Below are 14,435 nucleotides of genomic sequence, written 5' to 3' on the forward strand. Positions count from 1 at the left end.
TGCCCGCCTCGCCGACAAGCGGCTCGCCGCGCTCACGCCGCACGGACCTGGGTGATGAACTGATCGATCCGCGCCTTCAGCGAACCCGCAAGCCCGCTCAATTCGCTCGACGCCCGCAGGACGGCAGCCGCGGCTTCCGAGGTCTGCTGCGAAGCGTTCGAGACCAGGCTGGTGGCATCGCCGATTCGGCTGAACTCATGGGTCGCAGCGCTGACATCGGAGACGATAGCATGGGTCACGCCATGCTGCTGGCGCATCGTTCCTGCGGTGCGGCGGACCGCGTCGCTCAGATCGGCGATCATGCCGCGAATGCCAGCGATGGCATCGACTGTCTCGCCCGTGGCCTGGTTCATCGTCGCGATCTGGCGCGAAATGTCCTCGATGGCGCGCGCGGTCTGGGCCGACAGCCCCTTCACCTCGGAGGCGACGACGGCGAAGCCGCGACCGGCGTCTCCGGCGCGGGCGGCCTCGATCGTGGCGTTGAGCGCAAGCAGATTGGTCTGCGCGGCAATGCCGGAGATCAGACCGGTGACGTCGGAGACGCGCGCGGCGCCTGTCGCCAGCGAATCCACAATCGCCCCCATCTCGTCCGCATAGTCCCGCGCCGACCGTGCCGAGCGGTCGGAAGATTGGACGTCGCCGTCAAGCCGATCAATCGCCAGGCGCAGATCGCGTGCCGCTTCCTCGATCGAGCTCATGCTGAAGATCGCCCGCGAGGCCGCCTCATGGACCGTACCGGCATTGGCCTGCGTCTCGCGCGCTCCCGCCGACAATTCGCTCGCCGTCACGCTGAGAGCCTCAGCGGCATTGGAGACCGCGCTCGTGACGCCCAGCACGGAGCGCTCCAGATCGGAGGCGAGATCGCTGAGCAAGGCCGCGCGCTGCCGCTGTGTGTCGCTGTCGCGCTCCTCGCGTTCCTGCAGGCGAGCCTGCTCGTCGCGCACCATGGTTTCGCGGATGCTCTGGACGGACGCCGCAATCGCACCGATCTCGTCGCGTCGCTGCGCGCCAGGGATGCGCAGATCAGTGCGCCCGGCAGCGGCCCCCGCAAGCGCCTCGGCGAGCCCGGCGATCGGCCGCGCCACCGAGAGGCCAAGCAGCAGCGCCACCAGCAGCACGGGGCCGAGCACACTGAGGCTGGCCACCACGATCGCTCCCTTGAGCTTGTCGATGACGGCGAAGGCCGAACTCTCCGGCTCGGTCAGCCAAAGCAGCCAGGGCCAGCCATCGACCGTCATGCTGCGCCCGGTCACGACCAGCGGCGCGCCATCGCGGCTCGTCATCTGGAGCATGGCTCCGCCCGAAGCGGCAAGCCGGCGCGGATCGAGCGTCTCGACAGGCGCCGTGCCAGCCTGCCGCGCGGCAGGGTTCGAGCGCATGAAGCCGTCCGCGCCGACGACATGAGCCTCCGTATGGCGCGACGCGCTGGCGCTCGCAGCCAGAACATCGTCGATCAGCGAGGTGTTGATCGCAAAGATGAGCGTGCCGGCCGCCTCGGAAGTCCCGGCATCGGCGTCAGAGAAACGCTGCGCCAGGAAGGCGCGCGATTCGCCGCCGACCGGGTCGTAGGGTGCGAAATCGATGACAGCCTGCTCGCCGATGGGCAACTTGCTTGCGGCCTCGAAGACTGTGCCAAGTCCTGATCGGGCAAGGTCGGGCTCGCTGATCAGGCGACCGAATTCGGGCCCCTTGGTCACGCTGTAGACGACGCGCCCCTTGGCGGAGACGAGGTAGACGTCGGCATAGCCGAACTGCTTCAGGATCGCGGAATAGGTCTCGTGGATCGCGACGTGGCGCCAGGAATAGCCATGCTTGTGATCCTGGCCGGTCCGCGCCATGCGCTCGGCTGAAGATAGTGAACCATCTCCTTGATAATATGACAGAATGGCGCTTCGATCATAAGCACCCAACTCCATCCATTTGCCGATCTCGTCCAGCGTCGTGACCGTATAGGCGCTACGCGCCTGCACCGAAAGCTCGGAGCGGATCTGCCGCCAGCGCCGCTCGATCGCTTTGGCATGGCTTTCGGCGAGAATGTCGAGGCGCTCGCGCACCGCTTCGCGGGTCCATTGCTGAACGGCGAAATAGGCCGACCCGCCCACGGCGAGCGCAGCGAGGCACGCCAGGCCGAGCATGGCAGCAGGAAGTCTGAATCTCAGACTGAACAAGCGTCCTGGCCCCCGCAGCGACACCAATAATGGTCCCAGCTGAATAGACCCGTCCGCGTTAACTTTCGCTGAAGGGGCTCGCGATCAGGACAATGGCAGCCAGGATAGCGGCAGCAATGCCGCAGCGGCGGCGGCACTGCCGACGATCACCGACGTCAGGGCGATCAGGATAGACGCGACCGAGACATGGCGCCGGCCGGCAAAGCTGGGATTGAACTGCATTGGATGCTCTGGGCGAATCGAATGATATTCGGCTTACTTTGCGTGAGGGCGCAGCCGGGCCGTGGAAAGGCGAGACCGTGGCGGAACCATGACGACGTCAGTCGAATCAGATCGTCGCCTACGCGCGTTTGACGATTGCTTTAGGGGGGAATTCCCGCCTAAACCGCCGCATGCTCACGATCAACGACATTACCTACAGGCTCGGTGAACGGCTTCTGCTCGATCACGCCAGCGCCTCGCTTCCCGATGGCTCGCGCGTCGGCCTCGTCGGCCGCAACGGCACCGGCAAGACCACGCTCTTCCGCATCATCACCGGCGATCTTTCACCGGAAGGCGGCAGCATCAGCCTGCCCAAGGGTCGGCGCATCGGCGGCGTCGCGCAGGAGGCGCCCGGCGGTCCGGAAACGCTGATCGAGGTCGTGCTCGCCGCCGACACCGAGCGCGCGGCCCTGATCAAGGAGTCCGAAACCGCCGAGGACCCGCACCGCATCGCCGAGATCGAAACCCGGCTTGCCGACATCAACGCCCATTCCGCGCCGGCCCGCGCCGCGACCGTGCTGCACGGCCTCGGCTTCGATGAGGCGGCGCAGCAGCGCCCCTGCTCGGATTTCTCTGGCGGCTGGCGCATGCGCGTCGCGCTCGCCGCCGTGCTGTTCTCGGAACCCGACTTGCTGCTCCTCGACGAGCCGACCAACTATCTCGACCTCGAAGGCACGCTCTGGCTCTACGACTATCTCGAGCGCTACCCTCATACCGTGCTCGTCGTCAGCCATGACCGTGAATTGCTCGACACCTGCGTCGACCACATCCTGCATCTCGACCAGGGCAAGCTGACGATCTATCGCGGCGGCTACACCTCCTTTGCCAGGCAACGCGCCGAAAAGCAGATGCAGCTCTCCAAGGCCAAGGAGAAACAGGACGCCGAGCGCAAGCATCTCCAGGCCTTCGTTGACCGCTTCAAGGCCAAGGCCTCGAAGGCGCGCCAGGCACAGTCGCGCGTCAAGCGGCTGGAGAAGATGGAATCGATCGCCACCATCGTCGACCGCGATGTCCAGCCCTTCAGCCTGCCTGGCCCCGAGCGGCCACTCTCGCCGCCGATGATCGTGCTGGACAACGCCAGCGCCGGTTATGGCGACCGAACCGTGCTGTCGAAGCTCAACTTGACGCTCCTGCCCGACGACCGCATCGCACTGCTCGGCTCGAACGGCAACGGCAAGTCGACCTTCTGCAAGCTGATCGGCGGCAGGCTGCCGCCGCTTTCGGGCACGATGCGGAAATCATCGAAGCTGGAGACGGCCTATTTCGCCCAGCACCAGCTCGACGAATTGCGGCTGGAGGACACGCCGGTCGCGCATCTGCGCGATCTGATGCCGGACGCCCCCGAGGCCAAGGTCCGCTCCAAGGCGGCGCAGATCGGCTTCCCCGCGAGCAAGGCCGAGACGCCGGTGAAGAACCTCTCCGGCGGCGAGAAGGCCCGGCTGATGCTGGGGCTCGCGGCCTTCGGCGGTCCGCATCTGCTGATCCTCGACGAGCCGACGAACCATCTCGACATCGACAGCCGCACCGCGCTGGTCAATGCGATCAACGACTATCCCGGCGCGGTCATCCTCGTCAGCCACGACCGCTTCCTGATCGAGTCCTGCGCCGACCGGCTCTGGCTGGTGGGCGACGGCACGGTCAAGAATTTCGACGGCGACATGGAGGATTACCGCAGCTTCGTGCTCGGCACCGCGAAGGCGGCCAAGCGTGAGAAATCCGCGACCGAGGCAGCCCCGTCAGGCAATGGCAAGGCCGAGGAGCGCAAGGAGGCCGCGGTGAAGCGCGTCGCGCAGGGCCCGTTGCGGCAAAAGCTCAATCTCGCCGAGGCGCGCATCGCCAAGCTGACCGGATTGATCGAGAAGGTCGACGGCGTGCTCGGCAATGGCGCGGCCTTCGCGCGCGACCCCGACAAGGCGCTGATCTTGTCACGGCAGCGGGCGGAACTCGCCGAGGCGCTGGCGGCAGCCGAAGAGGAGTGGCTGGGGCTGAGCGAGGAACTGGAGAGCGCCTAGAAGTTGTTAGGGACTAACAAATTCTAGGCCCAACGACCCGATATGGATCGTTCAGATGCGGGCCCGACAAGCGATCCGGCTCGCCGGAAATGCGCTCCAGGGGTAATCGCTTCTGCAGCCATATCGTCAATTCCTGACGGGCTTCAGCGCCGGGTCCCAATGCTCGACGATCTTGCCGTCCTTGACCCGGAACAGATCGAACCAGTAGCTGTCATAGGTCTTCAGCTCATTGCCGGGCTCTGCCCGGCTGCGACGCATCACCAGCTGGACGAGATCGCCCTGGGTCACGACGGCCACGAACTCGGTCGCGATGATCGCGGTGGCGGATTTGGGGTTGGGCCAGATCTTCGAGAAATACGCGTTGAAACCGGCCAGTCCACTCGCCACGTTGGGATTGTGCTGGACATAGTCGTCGGCGAGATAATCCTTCGCCCTGGTCCAGTCCTGCGCATCGAAGACCTTGGACCAGAAGTCGAGGACGAGCGCCTTGTTGGCGGCTTCGGCTTGCGACAATTGCGAGGCCGGCTGCGCCAAAGCGGTCCGCGGCATGGTCGAAAGCAGGGCGAGGCCCGTCAGGGCGACGATTGCGAAACGAATGATCGATAACCGCCGCATATCTTGGTTCCTGCTCCCGATGCGGGAATCTGCCGAAGAGGCTCAGCCCTGCCCGGGCTTCACGATCCGGCTCAGCCGGTTGTCGGTGAACATGTAGATCTCGCGGCCGCCGGGCTCGGAATAGAGCACCTGCACCTCGCGCTGGCCCTTGCCGCTGTCGCCGATCAGCACATCGGTCGGGCGCGCGCCCTTCAGCTTGACCAGTTCGCATTCGGTGATGCCTTCCGCGATCTGCGGCGGCAAGGGGCGCGTCGAGGGATCGAGCGAGACATCGGCGCTGCATTCGCCGTCCGCGGTCAATTGCGCTTCCTGCGTCGAGGCGCGCGCCGTGGCGCTGCTCGTCGTCGTGGTGGTGCGCCCGCCATTGGACTCCGAGGTAAAGGCGAACCCGCCCATATCGACGGAACATCCGCCCAGAGCGGCGGCGCAAACGAGCAGGACAGGCAATCTCACGCTTTTTTCTCCCAGCGGCCGGCCTCGTCCTGCTGCCAATAGCTGGCGCTGGCGCCCGAGGCCCGAACCGACTTCCAATCCTCGCGCGCCGCTGTCAGCGCGTCGGGATCGTCACCATCGAAAATCAACACGACGCGCTCGTAGTCCTGCAATGCGTCGGGAATGCGGACACCCTCCGCGCAGATACGGACCTGCGCCGCGTTGGGATTATGCGCTTTCGTCGTCAGCACGATCGGATTCGCCGCCGCATCGGCCTCGGCCGCCGTGACATGAGGCAGGAAGCTCTCGTCGGAATAGGTCCAGAGATGATCGTCGAGCGCGCTTAGTCGCTCCGGGCTGGACAGCTCGACCACGACCTTCTGCCCGCGCGAAACCGCCCGATCGAGAATCGTCGGCAAAACCTGTTCGAGCGGGCGTGACTGCAGATGGAAGAACAGGATTTCCGGCATGAAAGCCTTTCTTTCCAAAATGTTGCGGAGATAGTCCCCGAAATCGAATCAGCCTTCGTAATGCTCAGCCACCAGATGGTCGAGCAGGCGCACGCCCCAGCCCGAGCCCCAGGAGCGGTTGGTCTCAGTATTGGGCGAGCTCATGCCCGTGCCGGCAATGTCGAGATGCACCCAGGGGGTGTCGTTGACATGGCGCTGTAGGAACTGAGCGGCGGTGATCGAGCCGCCATAGCGGCCGGCCGAGTTCTTCATGTCGGCGAATTTCGAATCGATCATCTTGTCGTAGGCCGCCGAAAGCGGCATGCGCCAGACCGCTTCACCGGTCGCCTTTCCGGCGACGCTCAATCGCTCTGACAATTCGTCATTGTTGGAGAACAGGCCGGCATGTTCCTGCGCCAAGGCAACCAGGATCGCCCCGGTCAGCGTCGCGAGATTGATCATGAACTTCGGCTTGAACTCGGCCTGGGTGTACCAGAGCACATCGGCCAGCACGAGGCGGCCTTCCGCGTCGGTGTTGATGATCTCGATGGTCTGGCCCGAAAGCGAGGTAACGATGTCGCCGGGGCGCTGGGCATTGCCGTCGGGCATGTTCTCGACGAGGCCGATCACGCCGATGGCGTTGACCTTGGCCTTGCGAGCGGCGAGCGCATGCATCAGCCCGGTGACGCAGGCCGCGCCCGCCATGTCGCCCTTCATGTCCTCCATGCCGGCGCCGGGCTTGAGCGAGATGCCGCCGGTGTCGAAAGTCACGCCCTTGCCGATGAAGGCGACGGGCTGGACGCCGGACTTGGCGCCGTTCCAGCGCATCACGACGACGCGGCTTTCGCGGCGCGAGCCCTGGCCGACGGCAAGGAGCGCGCGCATCCCGATCTTCTTCAACTGCTTCTCGTCGAGGATCTCGACCTCGACGCCGAGCTTCTCGAGCTTGGCGGCGCGATCGGCGAACTCTTCGGGGTAGAGAACATTGGGCGGCTCGTTGACGAGATCGCGCGCCAGTTCGACGCCGGCCGCGATCGCCTCGCGCGCCTTCAAGGCTTTCTTGAGCGCCGCAGGGTCAGACACCCGCAGCGTCACCGTAAGCGGCTCGGCCTCGTCCTTCTCCTTCGTCTTGGTCTTGTAGCGATCGAAGGCATAAGCGCGCAGCCGCATCCCAAGCGCGATATCCGCGGTCTGGTCGGCCGTCGGCTCACCGTCTGGCAGGGCCAGAATCACATCGGCGCTGCGGCCATGACCAAGGCGCCCGGCGATGGCGCCCCCAAGCTTGGCGAAATCGAGCTTGCCGCGCTCCGCTTCCGGGCCGACGCCGATGGCGATCAGGCGCTCATAGCCGGCTCCGTCGGGAGCCAGCAGGGTCAGCCCCGACAGAGCCTTGCCTTTGAAGCGCTCGGCCACGGCAGCGCGCGCGAGCAGGCTGCGGACGCCTTCACCGAGCCATTCCTCGGCCACCTTCGGCGGTGTCAGAGCATCCGATACGAGAATCACGAGATCCTGACCGGAGATTGCGTTCAGGGCTTTGACCTCGAGCTTCAGGCGCTGCGACATGACGGGCTCTCGATTTTTGGGATTGGGGCGTCGGAAAGGGCGAAACGAGACGAACACAAACGATTCCCGTTTGCGCCTTGATTGCGCCTATACCATAGGGTGAGTTCGTCGAACCGTCCAAGGGAGCGCTTGCCTCCCAGCCTCGCATCGGAATCAGAAGCTTGTTCCTTAAGCGCCTCGACCGCTACATCCTGAAGATCGCGACGGTCGCGGCCATCGTCCTGCTTGTCGGGCTGACGAGCGTGATCTGGGTCACGCAGGCCCTGCGCGAGGTCGATCTGATCACCGGCAAGGGCCAGACGGTCCTGATCTTCTTCACCGTCACGCTGCTCTCGCTGCCGGCGCTGGTCGCAGGCATCGCGCCGGTCGCGCTGTTCATGGCGACGCTCTACACGTTGAATCGGTTGAACAGCGATTCCGAATTGATCGTGATGAACGCGGCCGGCGTCGCGCCCCATCGCCTGACGCGCCCCTTCATCGTCCTGACGATCGCGACCTCGCTGATCGTCTGCTGGATGACGCTGTCTGTGATGCCGGCGGGCTTTCGCATGCTGCGCGATCTGATCACGCTGATCCGCGCGGATTTCGTCGCGAACGTGGTCAAGGAAGGACAATTCGTCTCGCTCGATTCGGGGGTGACCTTCCATTATCGCGAAAAGTCTGGCGACGCGCTGGTCGGCATCTTCATGCAGGACAGGCGCGATCCGAAGCAGCCCTCGATCTATATCGCCGAGCGTGGACGCACCGTCGATGTCGACGGCAACAGCTTCCTGATGCTGGAAAAGGGCACGATCCAGCGCGAGAATCGTCAGGATACGACTTCGATCATCTCGTTCGAGCGCTACGCGCTCAACCTGTCGGCGTTGTCGGGTGATCCGACGGGAGGGGCTGGCGAAGGCGATGGCGACAAGGTCACCTACAAACCGCGCGAACGCTCGACCTGGGCGCTGCTGAATCAGGACCCCAATGAGAGCTATTACAAGCTCCAGGAGGGTCGTTTCCGCGCCGAACTGCACAACAGGCTGTCGGCGCCGCTCTACCCGATCGCCTTTATGCTGATCGCGTTCGCGGCGATCGGCGAGGCACGCACCACCCGCCAGGGCCGAGCGGTCGCGCTCCAATCCGCCATCCTCATCGTCAGCGCGACGCGCATCGGCGCCTACGCCGCCTGGACGGCCAGCGTCAGATCAAGCTTCGCGGTCTGGCTGCTTTATATCCTGCCGCTGGCCGCCATCGTCATTTCCGTCTCGCTCATCGTCTTCGGCCAAAGGCTGCGGCCTTTCCTGGGACGCCTCATGGCGCCGTTGTTCGCGCCGTTCAACCTACTCGCAGCAAGGCTTCGGCGCGCCTGATGCTTCTGATCTCGACCTTTGGCCGCTATCTGACAAAGCGGTTCGCACGCGCCATCCTGGGCGTCTTCAGCACATTCTTCTTCCTGATCGGAACGCTCGATTTCGTCGAGTTGATGCGGCGCGCGGGTGATTCGCCCATCGCCACGACGCCGCTGATCATCCAGCTCGCGCTCTACCGCGCGCCGGCGGTCGCCGAGCAGATCTTCCCGTTCGCGGCGCTGTTTGGCGGCATGTTCGCGCTGTTGACGCTGAGCCGGAAGCTCGAACTCGTCGTCGCGCGCTCCGTCGGCGTCTCGGCCTGGCAATTCCTGCAACCCGCGGCCCTCGTGGCCGTGGTCATCGGGCTGGTCTCGATCCTGATCTACAATCCGGTGGCGGCCGAGTTGAAGCGCAAGGCCACCGCACTCGAACTGCGGCTGTTCGCGCGCACCGGCCAGACGGCCAGCGGCCAGGACATCTGGATGCGGCAGCGCAGCGTCGACGGCCAGGCGATCATCCGCGCCGCCGGCGCGCTGCCGGATGGCGACGGCCTCTCCGACGTCGCGATCTTCAATTTCGACGCCAATGGAGGCTTCGTGGAGCGCATCGACGCGAAACGCGCCGTGCTCTATCGAGGGCACTGGGAACTCACCGATGCGCGCGTGATCTCCGCCATGGAAGAGCCGCAAAACTACAAGACCTACCTGCTCGCGACCACGCTGGAGCCGGAGCAGATGCGGCAAAGCTTCACACCGCCCGATGCAGTCGGCTTCTGGGCCATGCCAACGGTGATCGAGAGAACGCAGCGTGCGGGGCTCGATACGACGCGTTATGAGCTGCGCTATCAGTCACTTAAGGCACGGCCGCTGCTGCTCGTCGCCATGGTTTTGGTCGCTGCGTCCGTTTCCTTAAGATTTTTCCGGTTTGGTGGGGTAACTAGACTGGTGATAGGTGGCGTGGCGGCCGGCTTCGTGCTGTATGTTGCGACGCAGCTGTCGGAGGAGCTCGGATCGTCGGGAATCGTCAATCCGATCGTCGCCGCCTGGCTGCCCGCGGCCGTCGGAACGATGCTGGGAGCCTTGGCCCTCCTTCATCAGGAAGATGGGTAAGAGTACTGTGCCTATGGTTAATTTAGGATTGAGCGTATGAATGTGGGCGTGAGACGCATGGCGCGCTTTGCTGCGGCGACCGCCCTCGCCTCGAGCTTGGCCTATATGCTGACGGCCGGCGGCATTGCCGTCGCGCAAGCGCCTGCTGCTGCCCAGAATCCCGCCGGGGCCAAACCGCAAGCCGGGGCCAAGCCGCAGGAGCGGATGGTCGTCGATGCCCGCGAACTGGTCTACGATAAGGACAACAACACCGTTTCCGCCGTGGGCGACGTCCAGATTCTCTATCAGGGGCGGACGATCGAGGCCGACAAGGTTGTCTATGACCGCGCCAGCAAGCGCGTCGTCGCAACTGGAAACGCCCGGATCACCGAGACCAACGGCACGGTGATCAGCGGCGACCATTTCAACCTGACCGACGATTTCCGCGACGGCTTCATCGATTCGTTGCGCGTGGTGAACCCCGACAAGACGCGTTTTACCGCGCCGCGCGGCGAGCGCACCGACGGCGAGACCTTCATCTTCGACAAGGGTATCTACACGGCCTGCGAGCCCTGCAAGGACAACCCGGAAAGACCGCCGCTCTGGCAGGTGCGCGCCGCCCGGATCATCCACAAGAAGTCCGAGCAGACGATCTATTACGAGGATGCGCGCCTCGAATTCCTCGGCGTGCCAATGGCCTATTTGCCTTACATGTCCGCGCCGGATTCGACGGTGAAGCGGAAATCCGGCTTCCTCTCGCCGAAGTTCCTGAATACGGGGGCGCTTGGCTATGGCGTCGGCCTGCCATATTTCCTGAATTTGGCGCCCGATTACGACCTGACGATCACGCCGACCTATCTGACGCGCCAGGGCCTGCTCGGCCAGGTTGAATGGCGCCAGCGTCTCGTCAACGGCGCCTACAAGATCCGCGCCACCGGCATTTTCCAGCAGGACCAGTCCGCGTTCCTGGCGACGCCGCTGGGCGCCGGCGACAAGGAGTTCCGCGGGTCGATCGAATCGAACGGCAAGTTCTACCTGAACCCGCGTTGGTCCTTCGGCTGGAATGTGGCGATGTCGACCGACCGCTGGTTCTACAAGAACTACCGCGTCGCCAACGAAAGCATCAGCTCGACGACCTATCTGCAGGAGTCGATCTCGACGGTCTATCTCAACGGGCAGAGCGAGACGGCCTGGTTCGACATGCGCGGCTACTATTTCCAGCCGCTGACCTCGACCGATTGGCAGAAACAGCAGCCTGTGGTGCTGCCGGTCATCGACTATGACAAGCGCGTCAACAAACCATCCTTCCTCGGCGGCGAAATAACCTTCAACGCCAATGTCACCGCCCTGCACCGCGATGCGACGGCCTTTCAGGAAATCCCGCAGCAGAAGACCTATCTGGTCACGACGCCCTCCTATTCGCTCTATGATGGCTGCGCGGTCTATCAGAAGAGCACCTGCCTGGTGCGTGGCCTCGCCGGCAATACCGCACGTGCCACGGCGGAAGTCTCCTGGCGGCGCAACTTCATCGATCCGATCGGCCAGGTTTGGACGCCTTATGCGTCGCTGCGGGCCGATGTGTTCTCGGTCAACCCGTCGACCACCGGCTACGCCAATGCCAAAGCCGCGACGATCGCCGACGCCTCCGACGAGATGTTCGGCCGGGCGATGCCGGCAATCGGCCTGATGTACCGCTATCCGTTCGTCGCCAAGACGAGCTGGGGGACGCACATCATCGAGCCGGTCGCGCAGATCATCGCTCGCCCAAACGAGACGAGCAGCCTGCGCGTGGCGAACGAAGATTCCCAGAGCCTGGTCTTCGACGACACCAACCTGTTCGAGTGGAGCAGCAAGTTTTCGGGATATGACCGGCTTGAAGGCGGCACACGCGCCAATGTCGGCGCCCGCTATACCGGGCGCTTTGGCACCGATGGCTACGCCAACGCCTTGTTCGGACAATCCTATAGCATCGCTGGACGCAATTCCTTCGCGCGCGGGGATCTGGTCAATACCGGGCTCGATTCCGGCCTCGACACCGCCCGCTCGGACTATGTCGCGCGCGCCCAGATCTCGCCCTTCAAGAATTTCGTCCTGACGGGCGCGGCTCGCCTGAACGAGAGCACCTTCGAGGCGCAGCGCATCGACGCGGCAGCGACCTATACCAACAGCATCTTCACCGCGACGATCGGTTATGGCCGCTATGAGCCCCAGCCTGATCTCGGCATCCCGCGCCGGCGCGAAGGCCTGTCGCTCAACGGCTCGGTCCTGGTCGCACAGAACTGGCGCGTGCGCGCCGGCGTGCTGTTCGATCTCGACAAATACAAATACGACCGGGAAGTCTGGCGCGCCAGCTACGCTGCGGGAACCGCGACCATCGCCACTTACCCGAACACGACTCCGTTCCAGACGGCCTCGACCTCGTTCGGCGTGAACTACACCGACGAGTGCACCATTTTCGACGTCAGCTACACGCAGAACTACGCGGACAAGCAGGTCTCCGGCACGGCGAAAGATACCCGCACGATCATGTTCAAGCTCGAGCTCAAGACGCTCGGACAGATCACCTATTCCCAGAATCTCGGTGGCTCTTCGACGGGCGACGGCGTCACCCAGTGACGCCGACTGGCATCGCCCCCCAGCGGAGGTAAAGGTGCCAGCGCTACCACTGGCCCTGACGCAGGGCGATCCCGCCGGAATCGGCCCAGAACTCGCATTGCTGGCCTGGCAGCAACGCGAGCAGCGCATGCTGCCCGCCTTTGCCTGCATCGCGGATATCGACCATCTCGGGCAGACCGCGCAGAGGCTCGGGCTGGATGTGCCGATGATCTCCTGCGAATGGGATGCGGTGAACCGTTCCTTCGCGACGGCCTTGCCTGTCATCGCGCATGGTCACGCCGTTACAGCAATGCCGGGACAGCCAGATCCGGCGTCGGCCGCGGGCACCATCGGCTCGATCACCTCCGCGGTCGCGGCTGTGAGACAGGGACAGGCCTCGGCCGTCGTCACCAACCCGATCGCCAAATCCGTGCTCTACGCCGCAGGCTTCGCCTATCCCGGCCACACGGAATTCCTCGCGCATCTCGCCGCCGATGGCGGCGCGCCGCCTCACCCGGTCATGATGCTGTGGTGCGAGGACCTCGCGGTCGTTCCCGTCACGATCCATATCCCGCTGCGGTCGGTCCCGGATGCTCTGACGCAGGAGCTGATCGTCGAAACCGGCCGAATCGTCGCGGATGAGCTGTCGCGCCGTTTCGGCATAGCCGCGCCCCGCATCGCGGTGAGCGGCCTGAACCCGCATGCCGGAGAAGGTGGCGCGCTCGGGCGCGAAGACGATGAGGTGGTCGCGCCTGCCATCGCGAGGTTGCGGGCGCTGGGCATCGAGGCGCACGGCCCCTACCCGGCCGACACGATGTTCCACGCCCGGGCGCGCGCCGGCTATGATGTCGCGCTGGCGATGTACCATGACCAGGCGCTGATCCCGATCAAGACGATCGCCTTCGACGAGGGGGTGAACGTCACGCTCGGCTTGCCCTTCATCCGAACCTCTCCGGACCACGGCACCGCCTTCGACATTGCCGGGCAAGGCATCGCTCGGCCCGACAGCCTCTGCGCCGCGCTGCGGCTTGCGGCACGCATGGCGGCCCAACCCGCGCAGGCTTCGGCGTGAGCCAGATCGACACCCTGCCGCCCCTGCGCGATGTGGTCGAGCGCCATGGCCTCATGGCTCAGAAAGCACTCGGGCAAAACTTCCTGTTCGACCTCAACCTGACCGGCCGGATCGCGCGGGCGGCCGGTCCGCTAGAGGGCGAGACCGTGGTCGAGATCGGGCCGGGCCCCGGCGGGTTGACGCGAGCCCTGCTGGCCAATGGCGCCGGCCGGGTGATCGCGATCGAGCGCGACCGACGCTGCCTGCCCGCTTTGGCGGAAATCGCCGCGCATTATCCAGGTCGTCTGGAGGTCATTGACGGCGACGCGCTGGCTGTCGATCTCAGACCGCATCTTGCAGGTAAACCGGCCCGCATCGTCGCGAACCTGCCCTATAATATCGGCACGCCGCTGCTCGTTGGCTGGCTCAGCCAAGACCCCTGGCCGCCCTGGTGGCAATCGCTGACGCTGATGTTCCAGCGCGAGGTCGCCGAGCGGATCGTGGCGACGCCCGAGGAGCGTGCCGATTACGGCCGGCTGGCTGTGCTGTGCAACTGGCTCTGCGACACGAAAATTCTGTTCGACGTGCCACGCACCGCTTTCGTGCCCCAGCCGAAGATCACCTCGTCGATCGTGCAGCTGGTTCCGCGCGCCGAGCCGGAGCCTTGCGACCGGCGGCTGCTCGAGCGGATCACGCTCGCCGCCTTCGGCCAGCGGCGCAAGATGCTGCGCCAGAGCCTGAAGCCGATCCTGTCGGATCCTCTGCCGCTGATCGAGGAGGCCGGACTTGCGCCGACAGCCCGGGCCGAGGAGATCCCGGTCTCGGGCTTCGTGCGGCTCGCCAACGCCTTGGCGCGGCAACGATGAATAG

At 64.8% G+C, this 14,435-nt stretch carries 12 protein-coding genes; 6 read left to right on the top strand and 6 right to left on the bottom strand.

Annotated features, from left to right (window positions below; genetic code table 11):
* Nucleotides 1–32: 32 nt before the first annotated feature.
* Together BMZ97_RS04340 and BMZ97_RS31150 are read right to left on the bottom strand one after the other, a co-directional pair.
* Nucleotides 33–2,135: a methyl-accepting chemotaxis protein gene (locus tag BMZ97_RS04340; RefSeq protein WP_092165789.1), complete on the bottom strand. Its 2,103-nt coding sequence runs from the start codon at nucleotides 2,133–2,135 to the stop codon at nucleotides 33–35.
* A gap of 117 nt (nucleotides 2,136–2,252) precedes the next feature.
* Nucleotides 2,253–2,390 carry a hypothetical protein gene (locus BMZ97_RS31150; RefSeq protein WP_175525419.1) on the bottom strand — a complete coding sequence of 46 codons (138 nt, stop codon included), beginning with the start codon at nucleotides 2,388–2,390 and terminating at the stop codon, nucleotides 2,253–2,255.
* Nucleotides 2,391–2,560: 170 nt separating this feature from the next.
* Here BMZ97_RS31150 and abc-f point away from each other — a divergent pair, with 170 nt between their 5' ends.
* Nucleotides 2,561–4,441, top strand: a complete 1,881-nt coding sequence (abc-f, locus tag BMZ97_RS04345) for a ribosomal protection-like ABC-F family protein (protein ID WP_092165791.1) — start codon at nucleotides 2,561–2,563, stop codon at nucleotides 4,439–4,441.
* 126 nt (nucleotides 4,442–4,567) lie between these two features.
* On the opposite strand, the gene BMZ97_RS04350 is transcribed toward abc-f, so the two are convergent.
* From BMZ97_RS04350 to BMZ97_RS04365, 4 genes are read right to left on the bottom strand one after another with little or no spacing between them, the layout of a single operon-like run.
* Nucleotides 4,568–5,056: a nuclear transport factor 2 family protein gene (locus tag BMZ97_RS04350; protein WP_092165793.1), complete on the bottom strand. Its 489-nt coding sequence runs from the start codon at nucleotides 5,054–5,056 to the stop codon at nucleotides 4,568–4,570.
* A 42-nt stretch (nucleotides 5,057–5,098) separates the two neighbouring features.
* Nucleotides 5,099–5,509, bottom strand: coding sequence for a hypothetical protein (locus BMZ97_RS31525; RefSeq protein WP_244546225.1), 411 nt, complete (start codon nucleotides 5,507–5,509; stop codon nucleotides 5,099–5,101).
* Nucleotides 5,506–5,958: a DNA polymerase III subunit chi gene (locus BMZ97_RS04360; RefSeq protein ID WP_092165795.1), complete on the bottom strand. Its 453-nt coding sequence runs from the start codon at nucleotides 5,956–5,958 to the stop codon at nucleotides 5,506–5,508. Before BMZ97_RS04360 ends, BMZ97_RS31525 begins: the two co-directional genes overlap by 4 nt.
* A gap of 48 nt (nucleotides 5,959–6,006) precedes the next feature.
* Entirely contained in the window at nucleotides 6,007–7,500 is a 1,494-nt protein-coding gene (locus tag BMZ97_RS04365) for a leucyl aminopeptidase (protein ID WP_092165797.1), read from the bottom strand.
* Nucleotides 7,501–7,661: 161 nt separating this feature from the next.
* On the opposite strand from BMZ97_RS04365, the gene lptF reads away from it, so the two are divergent.
* The 5 genes from lptF to rsmA are packed head-to-tail and all read left to right on the top strand — an operon-like array spanning nucleotide 7,662 to nucleotide 14,431.
* A complete protein-coding gene (gene lptF / locus BMZ97_RS04370; RefSeq protein WP_092165799.1) occupies nucleotides 7,662–8,852 on the top strand; it encodes an LPS export ABC transporter permease LptF in 1,191 nt (396 codons plus the stop codon).
* Complete coding sequence (gene lptG / locus BMZ97_RS04375; RefSeq protein WP_092165801.1) at nucleotides 8,852–9,940, top strand: LPS export ABC transporter permease LptG; 1,089 nt, start codon at nucleotides 8,852–8,854, stop codon at nucleotides 9,938–9,940. Before lptF ends, lptG begins: the two co-directional genes overlap by 1 nt.
* Before the next feature lie 36 nt (nucleotides 9,941–9,976).
* Nucleotides 9,977–12,535, top strand: coding sequence for an LPS-assembly protein LptD (locus BMZ97_RS04380; protein WP_092165803.1), 2,559 nt, complete (start codon nucleotides 9,977–9,979; stop codon nucleotides 12,533–12,535).
* Between the two features lie 34 nt (nucleotides 12,536–12,569).
* A complete protein-coding gene (gene pdxA / locus BMZ97_RS04385; RefSeq protein ID WP_092165805.1) occupies nucleotides 12,570–13,586 on the top strand; it encodes a 4-hydroxythreonine-4-phosphate dehydrogenase PdxA in 1,017 nt (338 codons plus the stop codon).
* Nucleotides 13,583–14,431: a 16S rRNA (adenine(1518)-N(6)/adenine(1519)-N(6))-dimethyltransferase RsmA gene (gene rsmA, locus BMZ97_RS04390; RefSeq protein ID WP_092165807.1), complete on the top strand. Its 849-nt coding sequence runs from the start codon at nucleotides 13,583–13,585 to the stop codon at nucleotides 14,429–14,431. Before pdxA ends, rsmA begins: the two co-directional genes overlap by 4 nt.
* Nucleotides 14,432–14,435: the final 4 nt, after the last annotated feature.

The sequence above is a fragment of the Allobosea sp. OK403 genome, from assembly GCF_900113835.1.
Taxonomy (GTDB): domain Bacteria; phylum Pseudomonadota; class Alphaproteobacteria; order Rhizobiales; family Beijerinckiaceae; genus Allobosea.

Excerpts from the sequence above, each read along its gene's own strand:
- BMZ97_RS31150 (WP_175525419.1), bottom strand. The coding sequence starts at position 2,390 with ATGCAGTTCAATCCCAGCTTTGCCGGCCGGCGCCATGTCTCGGTCGCG.
- BMZ97_RS04350 (WP_092165793.1), bottom strand. The coding sequence starts at position 5,056 with ATGCGGCGGTTATCGATCATTCGTTTCGCAATCGTCGCCCTGACGGGC.
- BMZ97_RS04380 (WP_092165803.1), top strand. The coding sequence starts at position 9,977 with ATGAATGTGGGCGTGAGACGCATGGCGCGCTTTGCTGCGGCGACCGCC.
- BMZ97_RS04365 (WP_092165797.1), bottom strand. The coding sequence starts at position 7,500 with ATGTCGCAGCGCCTGAAGCTCGAGGTCAAAGCCCTGAACGCAATCTCC.
- BMZ97_RS04360 (WP_092165795.1), bottom strand. The coding sequence starts at position 5,958 with ATGCCGGAAATCCTGTTCTTCCATCTGCAGTCACGCCCGCTCGAACAG.
- lptG (WP_092165801.1), top strand. The coding sequence starts at position 8,852 with ATGCTTCTGATCTCGACCTTTGGCCGCTATCTGACAAAGCGGTTCGCA.
- BMZ97_RS04340 (WP_092165789.1), bottom strand. The coding sequence starts at position 2,135 with ATGCTCGGCCTGGCGTGCCTCGCTGCGCTCGCCGTGGGCGGGTCGGCC.
- abc-f (WP_092165791.1), top strand. The coding sequence starts at position 2,561 with ATGCTCACGATCAACGACATTACCTACAGGCTCGGTGAACGGCTTCTG.